The following is an 18227-nucleotide window of genomic DNA, read 5'->3' as shown; positions in this document are numbered from 1 at the left end:
CGCTGACGGTGCGGACACCCCCTAGGGGGGACCGGTCAGCGGGCGCGGCCGCCTCGGAGGGATTCGATGTCGCGGCGGTCCCGCTTCGTGGGGCGGCCCGTGCCGCGGTCGCGGACGCCGACCACCTCGGCCTCGATGCGCGTCGGCGCCGGGGGGCTGTTGTCGACGAAGCATTCCGCGGCCACCGGCGCACCCACCCGCTTCGTCACCGGCCGCTTCACCACGACGATGCGCTCGCGCCCCGCGTGGAACAGCCGTACCTCGTCCCCCGCCCGCACCACCTGCGCGGGCTTCGCGCGCTCCCCGTTGACCTTCACATGGCCTGCCCGGCAGGCGGTCGCCGCGACCGAGCGGGTCTTCGTCAGACGGACCGACCAGATCCAGGCATCCACCCGAGCGGATCCCGTGGTCGCCGTGGTTCCCGTTCCCGCGCCTGTTCCCGAGCCCGTTCCCGCGCCCGTTCCCGTTGCTTCATCAGCCATGCCGAAACTTTAGCCAGCCGGCCCGCCCCACGCGGAATGCATATTGGCGGAATTGCCAAGAGGCATGGCATCTGCCATGTGTATCAGCCCAAGAGAATTGCAAATGCGGGACACGTGCCCCTACCTTGTCGCTCATGCAGTCCTACACCATCGGACAGGCGGCGCGCCTGCTGGGCGTCAGCCCGGACACCGCCCGCCGCTGGGCCGACGCCGGCCGTGTCGCGACCCACCGCGACGACGCCGGCCGGCGACTGATCGACGGCCGCGACCTGGCCGCCTTCTCCGTGGCGGTGGGCCAGGGCGCCCACGCCGAAGACGAGGAGCCGTACACCTCGGCCCGCAACGCGTTCCCCGGCATCGTCACCGCCGTCAAGCTCGGAGACGTGGCCGCCCAGGTCGAGATCCAGGCAGGTCCCCACCGCCTGGTCTCCCTGCTCACCCGTGAGGCCGTCGAGGAACTCGGACTGGAGGTCGGCATGCAGGCCACCGCCCGCGTGAAGTCCACCAGCGTGCACATCGACCGCACCTGAACCTCCAGCACCAGCGCACGTTCTCACCCGCTCCGCCCGTCACCGGCGCGGGTCACCACCACGCGGAACCGGCACCAGGCCGGCCGCCGACCCGACCGAGGAGCACCAGCTCATGTCCCCGATCCTGAACCGCCGCAGTGCCTTCACCGCCGCGCTGACCGCCGCCCTCCTCGTGCCCGCGCTGGCCGCCTGCGGCAGCAGCGACAAGAAGGACTCCAGCGCCGCGGCTTCCCCCTCGGCCGCCGCCTCCGCCTCCGCCGAGCCGAAGGCCGCGAACCTCACCGTCCTCGCCGCGTCCTCCCTCACCGACGTCTTCAAGACCGCGGGTGCCGCGTACGAGAAGGCGCACCCCGGCACGAAGGTCACCTTCTCCTTCGCCGGCTCCCAGGAGCTCGCCGCCCAGGTGAAGCAGGGCGCCCCGGCCGACGCGCTGGTCACCGCCGACACCAAGACCATGGACGGGCTGAAGGCCGAGACCAACGACCCGGCCATCATCGCCAAGAACCGCCTGGTCATCGCGGCCGGCAAGGGCAACCCGTTCAAGGTCGACGAGCTGAAGGACCTGGCCGACACCAAGATCAAGGTCGTGCTCGCCGCGCCCGAGGTCCCGGTCGGCCGCTACAGCAAGCAGATCCTCGACGCCCAGAAGATCGAGGTGAAGCCGGTCTCCCAGGAGCCCAACGTGCGCGCCGTGCTGAGCAAGGTCGAGCTCGGCGAGGCCGACGCCGGCCTCGTCTACAAGACCGACACCATCAAGTCCGGTGACAAGGTCTCCGTCGTGGACATCCCGGACGCCGAGAACGCCGTGGCCTCGTACCCGGCCGCCACCCTCAAGTCGTCCAAGAACGCCGAGGCCGCCGCCGCGTTCGTGGCCTGGCTGAGCACCCCCGAGGCGCAGAAGATCCTCCAGGACGCGGGCTTCCAGAAGGCGTAACCGGCGCCGCAGCCACGAGGATCGAGAGGGACTGCCTGGTCCGGGGGGACAGGCGGTCCCTTTCGGCGTATCCCCCGCCGACTCCCGCACTCGCCGTACTCCTCGGACCAGCCCCCGGCCACCGGCCCCCGTACGCTTCAGCCAGGAATCCACATGAGCAGACACCGCACCCGCACCCGGCCCCCCGTGACCCTGGCGCTCCCCGCGCTGCTCGCCGTCGCGTTCCTGCTGCTGCCCCTCATCGGCATCCTCACCCGCACCGAGTGGGGCGAGCTCGGCACCCACCTCACCAGTCCGGGTGTGGTCCAGGCGCTGCGCCTCTCGCTCCTCGTCTCCCTGTGGGCGCTCGTCCTCTCACTGCTCCTCGGTGTGCCGCTGGCCTGGCTGCTGTCCCGTGTCCCGTTCAAGGGGAAGGCGTTCGTCCGCTCGTTGGTGCTGCTCCCCATGGTGCTGCCGCCGACCGTCGGCGGCGTGGCGCTGCTGCTGGGCTTCGGCCGGCGCGGGCTGCTCGGGCCCTGGCTGGAGGACACGTTCGGGATCACTCTGCCGTTCCACACGTCGGGGGCCGTCGTGGCAGCCACCTTCGTCGCCATGCCCTTCCTCGTCATCAGCCTGGAGGGCGCGCTCGGCGGCCTCAAGCAGAGCTACGAGGAGACCGCCGCCTCCCTCGGCGCCTCGCCGGTCCGGGTGTTCTTCACCGTGACCCTGCCGATGGTGGCGCCCGGCCTGATCGCGGGTGCCGCCCTCACCTGGGCCCGCGCGCTCGGCGAGTTCGGCGCGACCATCACCTTCGCGGGCAACCTGCCCGGCACCACCCAGACCCTGCCGCTCCAGGTGTACCTGCTGCTCCAGGACGAGCCGGAAGCCGCCACCTCCGTGTCGCTGCTGCTGCTCGTGATCGCCATGGCCGTACTGATCGCCCTGCGCGGCCGCTGGACCGCCTCCCCGGTCGCCGCCAGGCCCGCCGCGGCCCCTGCGGCGCCGGACGAGGCGGCGGCCGCGGCGCCCGGACCCGAGGGGACGCCGGGCGCGCCGGTGCCGGCGGAGCTGCCGGCCGGCCTGGCCGCCGCCCCCGAGGGCGACGGCGGCCACTGGCCGCTGCACGCCACCGTCACGGGCTTCAACGAGCTCACCCTGGACGCCGATCCCGGCACCACCATCGCCGTCGTCGGCGAGAACGGCGCCGGCAAGACCACCCTGCTGCGCGCGCTGCTCGGCCTCACCCCGCGCGCCCACGCCGAACTCCGGCTCGGCGACACCGACGTCACCGCGCTGCCCCCGCACAAGCGCCAGGTGGCCTGGGTCCCGCAGGACGGCGCGCTGTTCCCGCACCTGAACGCGCTGGCCAACACCGCGTACGGGCTGCGCGCCCGCCGGGTACCGCGCGCCGAGGCCCGCCGCGAGGCCCAGCTGTGGCTGGACCGGCTCGGCGTCGGCCACCTCGCCGCCCGCAAGCCCGCGCAGCTCTCCGGCGGCCAGGCCCAGCGCGTCGCCCTGGCCCGCGCGCTGGCCGCCCGGCCCCGCCTGCTGCTCCTCGACGAACCGCTCGCCGCCCTCGACCAGACCACGCGGGCCCGGGTCCGGCACACCCTGCGCACCCACCTGGCCGGTTTCGGCGGAGTCTGCCTCATCGTCACGCACGACCCCGTCGAGGCGGTCTCGCTCGCCGACCGGGTCCTCGTCCTCGCCGACGGGCGCACCCTCCAGGACGCCCCGCCCGCCGAGGTCACCCGCCACCCCCGCTCCCCCTGGGTGGCCCGGATGCTCGGCCGCAACGCCTGGTCCGGGACGGCGTCGGCCGACGGCCTCGTACTCGCCGCCGGGGGCCGGCTGGTGGTGGCGGAGGCGCTGCCCGAGGGGTCCAGTGCGCTGGCGATCATCGGCCCGGAGGCGGTGTCCGTGCACCGCGACCGCCCGGCGGGCAGCCCGCGCAACGTCTGGCAGGGCTCGGTGCGCGAGATCACCGCGGTCGGCAGCCGGCTGCGCGTGCTGGTCGGTTCGGCCGAGGCCCCCGACCTGGTCGCGGAGATCACCCCGGAGGCGGCCGCCGAACTGGGCCTGGTCGACGGCTCGAAGGTGTGGACCAGCGTGAAGGCGACCGAGGTCACGCTCGTGGAGCTCTGACCCGTACCCGTACGGGTTCAGGGCGCGTACCGGACCGCGAGCCAGTCCCCCGGCGCGAAGGCGTCGACGCCGACCAGGGTCCGGCCGGTGCGCGGGGCGGCCACCGACAGGACGCCCTCGGAGCGGCCGGCCGCGAACTCCGGGGCGCCGAGGGTGAGGAGGGCGGCCCGTTTGCCGGTGGTGCGCCGGAACCCGGCGAGCAGACGCCCCGTCAGGGCCGCTTCCTTGCGGTCCACGGTGCCCGGCGCGTACGCCCGTACGACGGCCAGCGCGCCCGTGTCCGGCTCCCGGGCGGCGGCCGCCAGAGCCTCGCGCAGGGCCCGCATCCGGTACAGACCGCCTCCCGCCAAGGTGGGCTCGGCGGTGTCGAGCGACAGGAACCGCACGCCGCGGTGCACGAACTCCGGCCGGTCGACGCCGGTCAGCACGAAATCGGCGCCGGCGTCCCCGGATCCGGACCCGTCCCCGGATCCGTCCCCGGCCCCGGCCCCGATGGCGAAGCGCCAGGGCCGCGCCCGGACCACGGCCTCGCCGGCCACGACCGGGTCCCGGACCACGGGCACGGCGGCGGGTCCCGTCGGCGGGGTCCGGGCGCCGAGCGTGTCGAGCGCGAGCCGTCCGGGGCCGGTCCCCCCGACCGCCGAGAGCCGGGTCACGGTCAGCGGCGGCTGTGCGGTGGCCGGGAGCGGAAGGGTGACCTCCCGCCAGCCGGTCCAGTCCGCGGCGGGCCCGCGCACCGTGACGGCGGCCCCGTCCGCGTCGGCCAGTTCCACGGCGGGCCGGGCCCCGGAGCCGTCCGCGCCGACCCAGAGCGTGAGCGAACGGGCCAGCTCCGGCACGGGTACGGGCCGCGGCGGAGCGGCGTTCCCCTGCGCCCCGGCGCGGGGCAGTTCCAGGGCGAGTCCGGCCCCGGGATGCCCCGGGGCCACCGAAGCGCCCGCTCCGGTCCACTCCCCGGCGTCGGCCAGATCAGCGAGCGGCAGGGTCACCAGCCCGACACCGAGCGGGATGTCGGCGGCCGCGCCCGGCGATCCGCCGGCCGCCCGGACCGTGACGCGGAGGTGGCCCGTGGCCTGGGGGACGAGGGCGGTGACGGTGAAGCCGCCCCGGCCGTCATCGGCGACGCTCCACCGGGACCGGTCGAACTCCAAGGCCACGTCCCGGGGTTCCACGACGGCGGCCGCGCCCTGCGCGTCGTATCCGGTCAGCCGGAACCCCGCCTTCTCCCCCTGCTCCGCGAGCCCGATCCGGGCCTGCGCGGGCCGGATCCGGGTCAGCGGGCCGAGCACCTCAAGCGGCAGCGCGCCGTGCGCGGTCGTGCGCCGGGCGTGCGCCGTCGCACGGCCGGGGCGCACGGCGCGGAACACCCCGGCGGAATCGACCCTGCCGGCTCCCTCGGCGAACCACACCGGCGCGCCCGGAGCCGGACCCAGCAGCGCGTCGTACCCCGTGGCCGAGAGGGTCCGGATGAGCCCGGGGAAGACCCGGGTGAACTCCTCGGCCGTACCGCCGACGGGCTCGATCCGGTACCCGGCGGTCCGGCCGGATCCCGCCGGGGCCGTGAGGACCAACCCGTTCGGCACGGGCCGCGGCGGCCCGTCCGACGGGGAGTTCTCCAACGCCAGGGCCTTCGCCCCGCTCAGCCCCGCGAGCAGCGTGGAGGAGCCGCCGCCGTCGAGGTTCAGGGCCTCGTACGCGCCGAGCCGCTGCATCATCGCGCCCAGCGCGGTCAGGGTGAGGCCGCCGCTGTCCCGCTGGCGGCCGTCCACGGTGAGGATCCGCAGCCGCCGCCCGTCGCGCGAGAACCCGACGGCCGTGCGCGGGGCGGCGGTGTTGTTCGGTTCGCCGTCGTGGTTCTGCGGGACACCGGCCACGACGAGGGCCTCGCGCCCGCCGACGGCCGCCACCGGGACCGGTCCGGCGCCCGGGACGGCCCGGGCGGCTACGGCCACGGCGTCCCCGGGCCGCAGGGCGGCGAGTTCGGCGGCCGCGGCACCCCCGGCGGCCGCCGCCAGCAGTGTGGTCCCGGGTTCCGGACGCTCCCGGCGCGCCGGGCCCCGTACGGGCGGGGCGGCCGCCGTGACCCGGCCGTCCCGGACCGCCACGGCGGTACCCAGCGCGGGCAGTTCCGTCCCCGGCCAGTCGGCGGTGTACGCGGACAGCCCCTCGGCGGCCGGCCGGGCCGCGTTGTAGCCGGTCAGCGGGCGCACCGCCCCGCCGGGCAGGGTGACGCTCCCGTCGAGGCCGAGGCGCAGGACGCGGCCCCCGCCGTCGGCGCCGAACCCGACGGCCGGGGCCGCGGCGGGCCCCGGGACCGCGGAGTGGAGCAGCCGGCCGGCGCCCAGGCCGGGGCCGAGCGGCGCGCCCGTACCCCGGATGTCGAAGAAGTCGCCGTTCACGGCGGCGACCACGCGCCGCCCGGGCCCCGCGGGGTGGCGGGCGGCGGACTCGGCGACGGTGGCCGGGCCGTGGCCGCCCAGGTACTCGGCGCGCACCCCGCCGCTCCCGCCGAGGTCGACGAGGAGCTCGTCGATCCGCAGCCAGCGGTCGGCCTCCAGCCGGTCGTACGACTCCAGCCGGATGCCCGGGGCGATCTGCCGGCCGCTCCGGGCGGTCTCGATCCCGTCGGAGTCCCCACCGGAGGCGAGCGCGGGGGCGGGGGCGGGGGCGACGAGGGCGGCGGCGACCAGGACGGGCAGCAGCGGACGCAGGCTCAGCACCCAGGCAGGATCGGCCACTCGGCCCGCCCCGGGCGGGCACGGCCGCCCGTGCCCCGCGGTTTCAGCCATTCGCCGGTCGTTCGGCCCCGCAGAAAGGATTTGGCCGCCGGATGCCGGGCTGGCAAGGTTCGAGCGTGCCCGCCGCAGGTCAGCGGGCATCAGCATCTCCGTCGCATGTTCCCGTGGGGGGTACGCACCGCATGTCCTTGAACGAGCCGCAGGTCCCGCCGACTCCACCTCCGGCTCAGCCCCCGTCCGAAGCCCCGGCCCCGGCCGAAGTCCCGGCCGAGGCCGCAGCCTCAGTACCGGCTCCGGCAGCGGCCCCGTCGCCGGAGCAGCCGCCCGCCGCGCCGTCGGCGGCGCCGCAGCCGTACCCGGCTCAGGCCCACCCGGCACCGTCGTACCCGGCTCAGCCCTACCCGGGACAGCCGTACGCCGGACAGCCGTACCCCGGACAGCCCTACGCCGGCCCGCCCCAGCCCGGGTACCCCGGCGGCGCGTACCCCGGCATGCCGTACGCCGCTCCGTGGCCCCCCGCCGACGTGCTGCGCTCCCCGCGCGGCCTGGCGGTCGCGGTGTGCGCGCTGCTGGGCGTCGCGGCCGCGGTCAACCTGGGCTCGGCGGCCATCAGCGGGTACGTCTTCACGCTCATGAACCGCGTGAGCGCCGACCCGGCGGACGTCGCCGCGGGCACGCTCGACCGGTCGGACGTCATGACCGCCGTCGCCGGCTCCCTCCAGGCCCTGATCATGCTGGCCACGGCCGTCGTCTTCATCATCTGGTTCCACCGCGTGCGTGTGAACGGCGAGATCATGCGCCCCGACGCCTTCGTCCAGAAGCGCGGCTGGGCCATCGGCGGTTGGTTCGTCCCGATCGGCAACCTCTTCCTGCCGTTCCGGATCGCCAAGCAGACCTGGACCGCCAGCACCCAGCTCGGGCCCGACGGCTCCTTCCGCGAGGTCTCGGCCGCACCCCTCAACGCCTGGTGGGCCCTGTGGGCCTCCTCGCTCGTGCTCGACCGGGTGTTCAGCTTGATGTACAAGCGCGCCGACACCCCCGAGGCCCTGCGCGACGCGTCCGCCGTCGGGACGGTCAACGACCTGGTGACGGTCGCCGCCGCCGTCCTCGCCATCGTCTTCGTCCGCAAGCTGACGGCCATGCAGACCGCGAAGGCGGAGCAGGGTCCCTACGCCGCGGTCTGACCCGCCGCCGGGCGGCGACCCCGCGCGTCACGGCGCCCCCGCGCGTCACGGCGCCGCCGCGTCACGGCGCCGCCGCGTGCCCCGGTACGGCGAACTCGCACCACACGCTCTTCCCGCCGCCCCGGGGCTCCACGCCCCATTCCTCGGCCAGCCGGTCCACCAGCAGCAGGCCGCGCCCCGACACCGCCCAGTCGCCCGCCTCGCGCCGGCGCGGCAGGGCGCTGCTGGCGTCCTCGACCTCGATCCGGATCCGGCCCTCCGGGGTCAGCCGTACGTTGACGTGGCCGCCGCCGTCGGTGTGCACGAGGGCGTTGGTCATCAGCTCGTCCGCCGCCAGTTCGATCTCGTCCGCCCGGTCCGCGGCGCCCCACGCGGCCACCGCCGCGCGGATCAGGTGGCGCGCCATCGCCGGGCCGTCGGGGTCGCCCGGGGTGAGCGGCAGGCGCAGCGGGCCGCCGCCGCGCGGGGCGGGGGTTCCGCGGCGGCGCAGCAGGAGCAGGGCCATGTCGTCGCCGACGCCCGCGTCCCCGACGAGGTCGCACAGGACGTCGGCGAGCTCCTCGACGTCCACGGGCCCGGCGCGGACCGCCTCCATGAGCTCGTGCATCCCTGCCTCGGGGGCGCCGTCCGGCCGTTCGAGCAGGCCGTCCGTACACAGCACCAGGGTGTCCCCGGGGTGCAGTTCGAGGCTGGTGACGGGGTAGCCGGAGCCGGCTCCCGGGTTGTCGCGCGGCGGGAGCCCGAGCGGGAGTCCGCCGGCCACCGCGATGCGGTGGCAGCTGCCGTCGCCGCGCCGCACCACCGGTTCGAGGTGGCCGGCGCGGACCAGCTGGAGCCTGCCGGTGTTCAGGTCCACCTCGGCGTACGTACAGGTGGCGTACCGGTCCGTGTCCAGCTCCCGCAGGAAGGTCGAGGCCCGCGCCATGGCCGTACCGGGGGTGTGCCCCTCGGCGACATACGCCCGCAGGACGATCCGCAGCTGGCCCATGACCGCCGCCGCGTCCGTGTCGTGCCCCTCCACATCGCCGATCATCACCCCGACGCGGCCCTCGCCGAGCGGGACCACGTCGTACCAGTCCCCGCCGATGTCCCGCCCCATCCGGGCGGCCCGGTACCGTACGGCGATCCGCGCGCCCGCCACCTCCGGGATCCGGCGCGGCAGCATCGCCCGCTGCAGGCCTTCCGCCAGGTCGTGCTCCTGCTCGAAGAGGATGGCCCGCTGGAGGCTCTGCGCGATGCCGCTGCCGAGTGCGACGAGCAGGTTCCGCTCCTCGGCGGTGAAGTCCCCGTCGCGCGTGTACAGCAGCCCGAGCGCGCCGACGGCCCGGCCCTGGGCGATCAGCGGCAGGTAGACGCCGCTGCGCACGGACAGCGGCTCGATGTACGGCCAGAGCTGCGGGTAGTGCCCCTGGAACTCCTCGCGCGAGGCGATGAACACCGGCTGGAGGTTGCGTACGGCCTCGCTCATCGGGAGCCGCGCGTCGATCCGGGTGTACTCGATCTCGGGGACGTACGAGCCGAGCTGCCCCTCGGCGACGAGGTGGATCCGGCCGCCGTCGACGACGCCGAGCATGACGCTGACCGCACCGAGGTGGCCGAGGGCTTCCGGGTCCTTGAGGACGTCGGTCACGTCGTTGACGGTGCGGGCGTGGGCCAGGATCGCGCTGGTCCGCTCGACGACGCCGGTCATCCGGCGCCGCCCCTCGGCCTGCTCCCCGCCGGCGCCGGGCTCGCCGGGGTCGTGGGCGGCGTCGCGCAGGATCCCGATGATCCGGTACGGGCGGCCGTTGGCCTCGCGCAGGATGTGGCCCTGGATGTGGGTCCAGACCGGGGTTCCGTCGCGCAGGCGGGTCCGTACGTACGCCCCGTAGTGGCTGCGGCCGTCCTTGAGGGCTTGGGCGACCCGTGCGTCGAGCCGGACCTCCTCGCCGGGCGGCACCCGCACCCGCAGCCCCTCGGGGGTGCCGTTGAACTCCTCCGGGCTCAGGTCGAGGACCTCGAGGGCGGTGGGGTCCAGATGCATCTGCCCGCTGTCGAGGTCCCAGTCGAAGGTGCCCATGCGGTTCAGCGCGAGGCTCATGTCCGGCTGCGCGGGCCAGTCGACCTCGGGGCTCGCTCCCCTTTCGGCCATGCTGCCAGGGTCTCACCGTTCCCGGACGCGTGCCCGCACAAGCCGCCCGGTGGTCAGCCGGCGTGGGCGGAGGGTGTGCCGGTCTCGGGCGGGTTCCCCGGCGGGGGCGCGGACGCGGGCCCGGACGCGGGCTTCGAGGGCGGCTCGGACGCCGGCTCGGACGGGGGCCGGGACGAGGGCGGCGATGCGGGCGGGGACGGCGGCGGGGGCGAGGACCCGGACGCCGACTCGGCCGGGGAGGCCGAGGGGGTGGGCGGGGTCGGGGACCCCGCGGTGGTCGCGGGAGCGGGGTGCGACGGGGTGACCGGCGCGGGCGGGAGCACCGGCGGCGGCACGGGCTTGTCGTGCCGGCCCCGGTGGTCGCCCCGGTCCCGCTCGAACCAGTGCCGGTCCTGGCGGTCGTAGATCACGAACTTCTCGACCACCGTCACCGACGGCGCGATGGCCACCACCTTCGACGGCTGGTACGAGCTCCACGGCTGCCCGTGCCGCTTCGGGTCGGCGGCCAGCGCGACCGGGGCCCCGAGCGGGTTGCCGCAGGCGCACCGCACCCGCGGCACCCCCCGGTCGTCGATCAGCACCGCCGTTCCCGCCTGGAGCACCGCCTGGAAGCCGGTGGCCTTCCCGTCGTGGTAGCCGTGGTTGGTGACCCGGGTGTCGGTGCGCAGCTGCACCGGGGTGAGCGCGCGCAGGTAGCCGGGTACGGACTCGGGCCGGATGCCGAGCGCCGAGGCGAAGGCCCCGTTCTTCGCGGGCTGGGCGGACAGCAGCCGGATCTGCTTCTCGACGTCGCAGCTCGCCACGGACCGGGTGCCCCCGTACAGGCCCGGCGCCGAACCGCTGATGCTGGGCGTGGTGGGGGTTCCGGTGCCGGGCGCGGCGCTCTGCGCCGACGGCGCCGGGCTCTGCGGCGGCGGTACGGCCTCCTGCACGGCGGTGGACTCCGTGAAGGGGGCGGGGCCGGTGGCGGAGGCGGGCTGGAGGAACACCTCGCCGCGGGCGGAGGGGGAGCCGCCGGGCCGGGTCAGCACCACGGCCAGGACCACGGCGCCGGCCACCGCGACGAGTGCGGTGGCCAGCCGGGGTACGGACCGCCACCAGGGCCCCTTCGCGGGTGGCCCGGGCGGCGTACCCCCTGGAGGCGTACCCCCGGGCGGCGTACCCCCGGGTGGCGGTGTCGGCGGGGCCGGCGGAGTGGGTGGCGGGCCCTGCCGCCCGCCCGAGAGGGGGCCGGACGGCGGACCGGTGGGGCGCGGGCCCGGCGGCCGGGAGGACTGCGTGGGCCGCTGCGGCTCCTGGCCGGGGCCGGAAGGTTGCGTGGTCACGGGCTCTTCTTCCCAGGCGGCGGAGTTCCGGTCCCTGCGGACCATTGTGTGCGTCGTCCCGGTGGTGGCCGCAAGCCGAGCGTGCCTACGGTTGCAGCGTGAGCGTGAGCAGTCCGTCGTCACCGGGTCCGGCACCGCCGCTCTCGGCCTCCGGGGTCTCGGCGCGGGCGTGGCGGGACGCCCTCGTCGCCGTCGTGGCGGGCTTCGCGGTGATGGCCGCCGTCGCCGCGGCCGGTCTGGCCTGCGCGGGAGCGACCGGCCTGCCGGGCGGCGCGTTCCCCCGGGTGGTCGCGGCGGTCGTCGTGATGGCGGCCGGCGGATCGATCGAGGTGACGGGCGGGGCGGGCTTCCTGGCCGAGGCCGACGCGAGCCTGTCCGTACTCCCGCTGTCGGTGAGCCTCGTCGGGGCCCTCACGGTCGGCTCGCTCTTCCTGCGCCCCCTGCACAACCGGGCGGTGACCCGGCCGGGCGAGCTCCTGGCCCGGGCCGGCCCGCTGGTCCTGCTCTGGCTGCTCGCCCTCACCGGCGCCGCCCTCCTCGCCCGCCAGACCTTCGGGATCGCCACCGGCGACTCCCCGGTGGCCGACCTCGGCGAACTCCTCGACGCCTCCCCGACGGTCGGCTTCCGGGCGGCCCTGCCCGCGACGCTGGGCTGCGGACTGCTGTGGATCCTGGGCCTGTTGCTGATCGCCCTGCTGGTCTCGCGCCGCGCGCCGCTCCCGGCCCGGCTCGTCCGCTTCCACACGGCGGTGCGGCCCGCCGCGTTCGCCACCGTGGCGCTGCTCCTCGCGTCCGTGGTCCTCGGCCTCGGCGTCGGCCTGGTGGTGGCCGCGACGCAGGGGCACGCGGACCGGACCTTCGCCGTGATCCTGCTCGGACTGCCGAACCTCGCCTGGTTCGCGCTCACCCTGGGGTTCGGCGGAGCCTGGGAGGGCAAGGTCGAGGGGCCGTTCGGGCTGCCGATGCCGCAGCTGCTGGACGAGGTGTTGCGCGGGCACGACCTGTCCCGGGTCGACGTGGCCTCGCTCGCGGAGCGGGACTCCCGCGCCTGGTGGCTGGTGGTCGTCGCCGCGGTGCTGCTGCTCGGCACCGGCTTCCTGGCCGCCGTACGCTCCCCGGCCGGCGTCCGCGCCTGGCAGCACGCGCTCCACCTGGGCGTGGCCCTCGCCCTCGCCACCCTGGCGGTGTGCCTGCTGGCCGGTGTCCAGGCCCGGTTCGGGCTGTCGCTGCTGGGCATCGGGGACGTCGGCGGGCTGGGCGGCATCGTGGAGCTGCTTCCGGTGCTCTGGCGCACCGTGGGTCTCGCCCTGGTCTGGGGTGCACTCGCGGGTTTCCTGGGCGCGCTGCTGGCCCGCCCGGTCCACCGCCGCGGTCTCGTCGAGGAGCCGCCCGCCGCCGCTGAGAAGTGAGCGGACCTCAGCCGGTTCAGCCGGCTTCCTCGCCCCGGAACACCGGCAGCGCCCAGCGCGGTGGCGGGGGTGGGGCGCCGGGCGGCCGAGCCGCCCGCGCTCCGGCCCGGCGCAGCGCCCCCGTGAACTCCAGGCAGCTGCCCCACCGGTCGTCCGGTGATTTGGCCAGCGCCTTGGCGAGCACCTCGTCCACCGCCGCCGGCAGGCCGGGCCGCCGTGAGCTCACCGCGGGCGGCGGATCGAACTGGTGCGCCCACAGCAGCGCCATGTCGTCGTCCCGCCGGAACGGCGGGCTCCCGGTCAGGGTCTCGTAGACGACGCAGCCCAGGCTGTAGACGTCGCAGCGGGCGTCGACCGGCTTGCCGGAGATCTGCTCGGGCGCCACGTAGTCCAGGGTGCCGACGAACTGCCCGACGCTCGTGAACCCGGTCAGCGACAGCGACTTCTTCGTCAGCCCGAAGTCCGTCAGGTACACGTGCTCGGGGTGCTCGCTGTCCGTCCCCTCCGCGACCAGGATGTTCCCCGGTTTCACGTCCCGGTGCACCAGGTCGTGGGCGTGCGCCGCGTCCAGCGCCGAGGCCACCTGGCCCGCGATCCGGGCCGCGGTCTCCACCGGCAGCGGCCCGGTGCGGTCCAGCAGGGCGCGCAGGTCCTGTCCGGGGACGTACCGCATCGCGATGTACAGCAGCCCGTCGGTCTCGCCCGCCTCGAAGACCGGCACGATGTGCGGGTGGTCGATCGCCGCGGCGACCTTCGACTCGTGGGCGAAGCGCTGCCGGAAGACGTCGTTGCGGGCGAGTTCGGGCGCCAGCAGCTTCAGGGCGACCGGCCGGTCCAGCCGCAGGTCCCGGGCGAGGTAGACGACCGCCATGCCGCCGCGGCCGATCTCGCTCTCCACCAGGTACCCGGCGATCTGCTTGCCGCGCAGTTCGGAGGGGCGCCCGCCCAAGGGCTCGGCGGCCATCACGGCCCTCCGCTCCCGGGCGGGGTGACGATCTGCGTGGGCTCGTGTCCGAGCGACGGTTCCGGCGGTTCCGACGGTTCCGACGGCTCCGGCTGCCCGCGCGACTCCGACGGCTGCGGCCGTTCCTGCGGCTCGGGCGGCTCCGGCCCGGCCGGGACCCCGGGGCCCTCGCCGACCGCGTACGGCGCGAGGCCGGTGCCGTCCCCGTACATCCAGCGCCCGGTGGCCTCCTCGTACAGCCAGACGGATTCCCCGTCGATCACGATGCCGGCCCGCAGTCCCCGGGTCGCCCGCCGGAAGGCCTCGCCGTCGGTGCTCCCCGAGGCGAGGCCCGTTGCGGCCCGCCGGTAGCGCTCCAGGGCCTCGGCCCCGTGCGCGAGCAGCGGCAGCGGGTCCCCGGCGCGCGTCGGCGGCGGGCCCCCGGTCGGCGGCGGCTCGGGTACGGAGACCAGGAGCCGCCCGTCCACCCAGGCGGACCAGCCGTTGGCGCACAGGATCTCCCCCCACTCCCCGCGCCGGGACAGCAGTCGTACGGGCAGGAAGGGGTCCAGGGCCGCGGTCGGCCGGGAGAGGTCGGGCTCCTCCCAGGCGGGCAGCCCCTCCCGGGGGACCACGTGGGTGGGGTGGAAGTCGGCGGGGCCGCTCGTGCTTGTCATCGGCGGCTACTTCCGCATGATCGCGGGCTCGTGGCGGCGCAGCAGCCGCAGGACCAGCACCCCGAACAGGACGGACAGGGCGACGAGCATCCCGAGGTCGAGCAGCCACACGCCCGCGCTGTGCGCGAAGAGCGGGTCGTCGGTGAGCTTTCCCGGCACGATGGCGCCGAGGTCGATGGTGCCGGCCATGGCGCCGAGCGCCCACCGGGAGGGCACCAGCCAGGCCAGCTGTCCGATCACCGGTACGCCGTCGAGCTGGAGCAGGGCTCCGCAGAAGACCACTTGGACGATGGCGAGGAGGACCAGCAGCGGCATGGTGACCTCCTCCTTGCGGACCAGGGCGGAGACCAGCAGGCCGAGCATCATCGCGGTGAAGGACAGCAGGGCGACGGCGAGGGTGATTTCGACGAGGGGCGGCATGAAGACCCCCTTGCCGCCGGGGGCGTTGGTGTCCACTCCGTACAGGCCGACCAGGGTGAGCACGACGGCCTGGGCGACGGTGATCGCGCCGAGCACCAGCACCTTGGACATCAGGTAGGCGGATCTGGACAGGCCCACGGCCCGTTCCCGCTGGTAGATGACGCGTTCCTTGACCAGCTCGCGCACGGCGTTGGCGGCGCCGGTCAGCACGCCGCCCACGCACAGGATGAGCAGGGCGTTGATCGCGGTCTCCGGGGTGAGGGCGCTGCCGGCGAGGGCCCGGGCCATGGCGCCCATGACGAACGGCAGCGCGATCATGATGGCGAGGAAGGTGCGGTCGGCGCTGAGCGCGGCGGCGTAGCGGCGCATCAGGGTGGAGAGCTGGGAGCCCCAGCTCTGGGCCTTGGGCGGCGGGGCGGCGAAGGCGGCCGCCGGGGACCGGTCCTCCTCCGGCCGGGGCCGCCGCGCGGCGTTGCGTACGTACGTGCGGTACTGCGGGGAGCCGCGGTACTCCCCCGCCCAGTCCCGGTCCCGCTCGTTCTCGAAGGCTTCGAAGGCCTCGGGCCACTGGGCGAAGCCGAAGAAGCCGAGGGTTTCGTCGGGCGGCCCGAAGTAGGCGATGCGCCCGCCCGGGGCGAGGACCAGCAGCCGGTCGCAGACGTCGAGGCTGAGCACGCTGTGGGTGACGACGATGACGGTGCGGCCGTCGTCGGCGAGGCCGCGCAGCATGTGCATGACCGAGCGGTCCATGCCGGGGTCGAGTCCTGAGGTCGGCTCGTCCAGGAAGAGCAGGGAGGGCTTGGTCAGCAGTTCGAGGGCGACGGAGACGCGTTTGCGCTGGCCGCCGGAGAGGCTGTGGATGGGCTGGTCGGCGCGCTGTTCGAGGCCGAGTTCGCCGATCACCTCGTCGACGCGGGCCTGGCGTTCGTCCGGGGCGGTGTCCTGCGGGAAGCGCAGTTCGGCGGCGTACGTGAGGGCGCGGCGGACGGTGAGCTGGGCGTGCAGGATGTCGTCCTGGGGGACGAGGCCGATGCGGCTGCGCAGTTCGGCGTAGTCGCGGTACAGGTCGCGGCCGTCGTAGAGGACCGTGCCGTGGTCGGCGGGGCGCAGTCCGGTGAGGGCTCCGAGGAGGGTGGACTTGCCGGCTCCGCTGGGGCCGACGACGGCGAGCAGGCATTTGGCGCCGACGGGGAAGGAGACGTGGTCGAGGAGGGTCTTGCGGCCGTGGTCGACGGTGACGGCGAGGTCCTCGACGTCGAGGGAGATCTCGCCGGTGTCGACGTACTCCTGGAGCTGGTCGCCGACCAGGCACAGGGCGGTGTGGCCGATGCCGATGATGTCGCCCTCGGTGACGGGGGCGCGCTCGGTGCGGGTGCCGTTGAGGAAGGTGCCGTTGTGGCTGCCGAGGTCGGCGATCTCGTACGTGCCGTCGGCGAGGGCGCGCAGTTCGGCGTGGCGGCGGGAGACGACGAGGTCGTCGATGACGAGGTCGTTGGCGGGGGCGCGGCCGATGCGCACGGCGGTACGGGCGGGCAGCGGGCGCACGGTGGTGGGCCGGCGGAAGGTACCGGTGAGGGACGGGTGGGACACCGAGGACGGTCGGGAACCGGCGGCCGGTGCGGCCGGGACCGCCGGGGTGGCCGGGGAGGCAGGGGTGACCGGGACGGCCGGGGTCGGGCCGAGCAGCAGGGCGCGCGGGCCGTCGGCCGCGCTGCCGAAGCGCAGCTCACTGCCGGCGCCGACGTTCCAGGCGTGGATGCGGTGGCCGTCGGCCCAGGTGCCGTTGGTGCTGCCCTCGTCCTCCACCGTCCAGTGGTCGCCGTCGGGACGCAGGATCGCGTGGTGCCACGAGACGCGCGCGTCGTCGAGGCAGATCTCGCAGAGCGGGTCGCGGCCGACGTGGTACGTCCGGCCCGGGACCATCGCGGTGGTGCCGGCGTCGGTTTCCAGGACGAGCTCGGGCGCGGTCGGCACACCGGGGCGCTGGGCCATGTGCAGATTTTCCCACGATCCGCCGGGCTCGGCAGGGATCCGCATCACCGCAGGTCAGCGTCCCCTTATGGGTAATGACAACGGTCCCCGTTGCAGCCTTTGCCCATTGCGTCACGGTGCGCTTCACTTCACGCGTCGGAACCGAACACACGGGGGACGCCATGAGTGGGCACGACCACGCGTACGACGGCCACGCGCCGCACGACCACGGGCACGATCACGCCGCCGGCCACGATCACGGCGGGCAGGGCGGGCACGGCGGGCACAGCCACGGCGTCTCCGCGGACGCCGACCGCCGCTGGCTGGCCATCGCGCTCGGCCTCATCGGCACGTTCATGGCGATCGAGGTCGTCATCGGCATCGTGGCCCAGTCGCTGGCGCTGATCTCCGACGCCGCCCACATGCTCACCGACGCCGTCTCGATCGTCCTCGCGCTGATCGCCATGCGGCTCGCGGCCCGCCCGGCGCGCGGCGGATTCACGTACGGCCTCAAGCGCGCGGAGATACTCTCCGCCCAGGCCAACGGGCTGACCCTGCTCCTGCTCGCGCTCTGGCTGGCGTACGAAGCGGTCCGGCGGCTGCTCGATCCGCCGCCGGTGGCGGGCGGGCTGGTCCTCGTGACGGCGCTCGCGGGCATCGTGGTGAACGTGGCCGCCGCGTGGTGCATCTCCAAGGCGAACCGCTCCTCGCTCGCCGTCGAGGGCGCCTACCAGCACATCCTGAACGACCTGTTCGCCTTCATCGGCACCGCCGTCGCCGGTCTGATCGTGCTCACCACGGGATTCGTCCAGGCCGACGCGATCGCCACGCTGGTGGTCGTGGTGCTGATGGTCCGGGCGGGCTACGGGCTGGTCCGCGAATCCGGCCGGATCTTCCTGGAGGCCGCCCCGGCCCACATGGACCCGGACGCGGTCGGCGACCGGCTCGTCGGGCACCCGCCGGTCACCGAGGTGCACGACCTGCACATCTGGACCATCACCTCCGGGCAGGCGGCGCTGTCCGCGCACGTCCTGGTCGAACCGGCCGGCGACTGCCATGCCGTACGGCGCGACCTGGAGCGGCTGCTGGAGAAGGAGTACGGGATCACGCACACCACGCTCCAGGTGGACCACGTGCAGGAGGCCCTGCTCACGGTCGGACGCCCGGGCGAGGACCCGGCCGACCCGCATTGCGCCGACGCGCACGGCCCGGTGCACCGGCAGGGCCCGCACGATCACTGAGGAGTCCGTGCGCGGGGCATACATGGACGCATGACGCAGAAGCGCAGCGCCGGACTGCTCCTGTTCCGCACGGCCACCGGGCACGCCGGCTCCCCCGACACCCCTGGCACCCCCGACT

At 75.3% G+C, this 18227-nt stretch carries 13 protein-coding genes; 6 read left to right on the top strand and 7 right to left on the bottom strand.

Annotation, left to right across the window (positions count from 1 at the left end):
- Nucleotides 1–35: 35 nt before the first annotated feature.
- A complete protein-coding gene (locus tag ADK52_RS28205) occupies nucleotides 36–482 on the bottom strand; it encodes an RNA-binding S4 domain-containing protein (protein ID WP_078988666.1) in 447 nt (148 codons plus the stop codon).
- A 134-nt stretch (nucleotides 483–616) separates the two neighbouring features.
- On the opposite strand from ADK52_RS28205, the gene ADK52_RS28200 reads away from it, so the two are divergent.
- The 3 genes from ADK52_RS28200 to ADK52_RS28190 all read left to right on the top strand — a co-directional run bounded on the left by ADK52_RS28200 (nucleotide 617) and on the right by ADK52_RS28190 (nucleotide 4070).
- Nucleotides 617–1012: a TOBE domain-containing protein gene (locus ADK52_RS28200; protein WP_053692665.1), complete on the top strand. Its 396-nt coding sequence runs from the start codon at nucleotides 617–619 to the stop codon at nucleotides 1010–1012.
- Nucleotides 1013–1124: 112 nt separating this feature from the next.
- Complete coding sequence (modA, locus tag ADK52_RS28195; RefSeq protein ID WP_053692664.1) at nucleotides 1125–1946, top strand: molybdate ABC transporter substrate-binding protein; 822 nt, start codon at nucleotides 1125–1127, stop codon at nucleotides 1944–1946.
- Between the two features lie 153 nt (nucleotides 1947–2099).
- On the top strand, nucleotides 2100–4070 hold the full coding sequence (locus ADK52_RS28190; RefSeq protein WP_053692663.1) for an ABC transporter permease: 1971 nt from the start codon (nucleotides 2100–2102) through the stop codon (nucleotides 4068–4070).
- A gap of 17 nt (nucleotides 4071–4087) precedes the next feature.
- On the opposite strand, the gene ADK52_RS28185 is transcribed toward ADK52_RS28190, so the two are convergent.
- Nucleotides 4088–6790 carry a phosphodiester glycosidase family protein gene (locus tag ADK52_RS28185; protein WP_053692662.1) on the bottom strand — a complete coding sequence of 901 codons (2703 nt, stop codon included), beginning with the start codon at nucleotides 6788–6790 and terminating at the stop codon, nucleotides 4088–4090.
- A gap of 200 nt (nucleotides 6791–6990) precedes the next feature.
- Between ADK52_RS28185 and ADK52_RS28180 the strand changes: the two genes are divergently transcribed.
- Nucleotides 6991–7992 carry a DUF4328 domain-containing protein gene (locus ADK52_RS28180; RefSeq protein WP_234344284.1) on the top strand — a complete coding sequence of 334 codons (1002 nt, stop codon included), beginning with the start codon at nucleotides 6991–6993 and terminating at the stop codon, nucleotides 7990–7992.
- 61 nt (nucleotides 7993–8053) lie between these two features.
- On the opposite strand, the gene ADK52_RS28175 is transcribed toward ADK52_RS28180, so the two are convergent.
- Nucleotides 8054–10123, bottom strand: a complete 2070-nt coding sequence (locus tag ADK52_RS28175) for a SpoIIE family protein phosphatase (protein WP_053692660.1) — start codon at nucleotides 10121–10123, stop codon at nucleotides 8054–8056.
- A 53-nt stretch (nucleotides 10124–10176) separates the two neighbouring features.
- Complete coding sequence (locus ADK52_RS28170; protein ID WP_078988668.1) at nucleotides 10177–11448, bottom strand: DUF6777 domain-containing protein; 1272 nt, start codon at nucleotides 11446–11448, stop codon at nucleotides 10177–10179.
- A 98-nt stretch (nucleotides 11449–11546) separates the two neighbouring features.
- On the opposite strand from ADK52_RS28170, the gene ADK52_RS28165 reads away from it, so the two are divergent.
- A complete protein-coding gene (locus ADK52_RS28165; RefSeq protein ID WP_420714941.1) occupies nucleotides 11547–12857 on the top strand; it encodes a streptophobe family protein in 1311 nt (436 codons plus the stop codon).
- Nucleotides 12858–12873: 16 nt separating this feature from the next.
- Here the strand turns inward: ADK52_RS28165 and ADK52_RS28160 are convergent, their stop codons facing one another.
- The 3 genes from ADK52_RS28160 to ADK52_RS28150 are packed head-to-tail and all read right to left on the bottom strand — an operon-like array spanning nucleotide 12874 to nucleotide 16889.
- Nucleotides 12874–13821 carry a serine/threonine-protein kinase gene (locus ADK52_RS28160; protein WP_053692658.1) on the bottom strand — a complete coding sequence of 316 codons (948 nt, stop codon included), beginning with the start codon at nucleotides 13819–13821 and terminating at the stop codon, nucleotides 12874–12876.
- The gene (locus ADK52_RS28155) at nucleotides 13821–14477 is read right to left on the bottom strand and encodes a hypothetical protein (protein ID WP_053692657.1); all 657 of its coding nucleotides are present in this window, start codon (nucleotides 14475–14477) and stop codon (nucleotides 13821–13823) included. Before ADK52_RS28155 ends, ADK52_RS28160 begins: the two co-directional genes overlap by 1 nt.
- Nucleotides 14478–14483: 6 nt before the next feature.
- Nucleotides 14484–16889, bottom strand: coding sequence for an FHA domain-containing protein (locus ADK52_RS28150; protein WP_053692656.1), 2406 nt, complete (start codon nucleotides 16887–16889; stop codon nucleotides 14484–14486).
- A gap of 161 nt (nucleotides 16890–17050) precedes the next feature.
- Here ADK52_RS28150 and ADK52_RS28145 point away from each other — a divergent pair, with 161 nt between their 5' ends.
- Nucleotides 17051–18109 carry a cation diffusion facilitator family transporter gene (locus tag ADK52_RS28145; protein WP_053692655.1) on the top strand — a complete coding sequence of 353 codons (1059 nt, stop codon included), beginning with the start codon at nucleotides 17051–17053 and terminating at the stop codon, nucleotides 18107–18109.
- Nucleotides 18110–18227: the final 118 nt, after the last annotated feature.

The sequence above is a fragment of the Streptomyces sp. WM6372 genome (assembly GCF_001279655.1).
Taxonomy (GTDB): domain Bacteria; phylum Actinomycetota; class Actinomycetes; order Streptomycetales; family Streptomycetaceae; genus Streptomyces.
The sequence above is the reverse complement of the archived record's forward strand: the minus strand, read 5'-3'. Positions and strand labels throughout refer to the sequence as shown.

Excerpts from the sequence above, each read along its gene's own strand:
- ADK52_RS28200 (WP_053692665.1), top strand. The coding sequence starts at position 617 with ATGCAGTCCTACACCATCGGACAGGCGGCGCGCCTGCTGGGCGTCAGC.
- ADK52_RS28175 (WP_053692660.1), bottom strand. The coding sequence starts at position 10,123 with ATGGCCGAAAGGGGAGCGAGCCCCGAGGTCGACTGGCCCGCGCAGCCG.
- ADK52_RS28205 (WP_078988666.1), bottom strand. The coding sequence starts at position 482 with ATGGCTGATGAAGCAACGGGAACGGGCGCGGGAACGGGCTCGGGAACA.
- ADK52_RS28160 (WP_053692658.1), bottom strand. The coding sequence starts at position 13,821 with ATGGCCGCCGAGCCCTTGGGCGGGCGCCCCTCCGAACTGCGCGGCAAG.
- ADK52_RS28150 (WP_053692656.1), bottom strand. The coding sequence starts at position 16,889 with ATGGCCCAGCGCCCCGGTGTGCCGACCGCGCCCGAGCTCGTCCTGGAA.
- ADK52_RS28190 (WP_053692663.1), top strand. The coding sequence starts at position 2,100 with ATGAGCAGACACCGCACCCGCACCCGGCCCCCCGTGACCCTGGCGCTC.
- ADK52_RS28155 (WP_053692657.1), bottom strand. The coding sequence starts at position 14,477 with ATGACAAGCACGAGCGGCCCCGCCGACTTCCACCCCACCCACGTGGTC.
- ADK52_RS28145 (WP_053692655.1), top strand. The coding sequence starts at position 17,051 with ATGAGTGGGCACGACCACGCGTACGACGGCCACGCGCCGCACGACCAC.
- modA (WP_053692664.1), top strand. The coding sequence starts at position 1,125 with ATGTCCCCGATCCTGAACCGCCGCAGTGCCTTCACCGCCGCGCTGACC.
- ADK52_RS28180 (WP_234344284.1), top strand. The coding sequence starts at position 6,991 with ATGTCCTTGAACGAGCCGCAGGTCCCGCCGACTCCACCTCCGGCTCAG.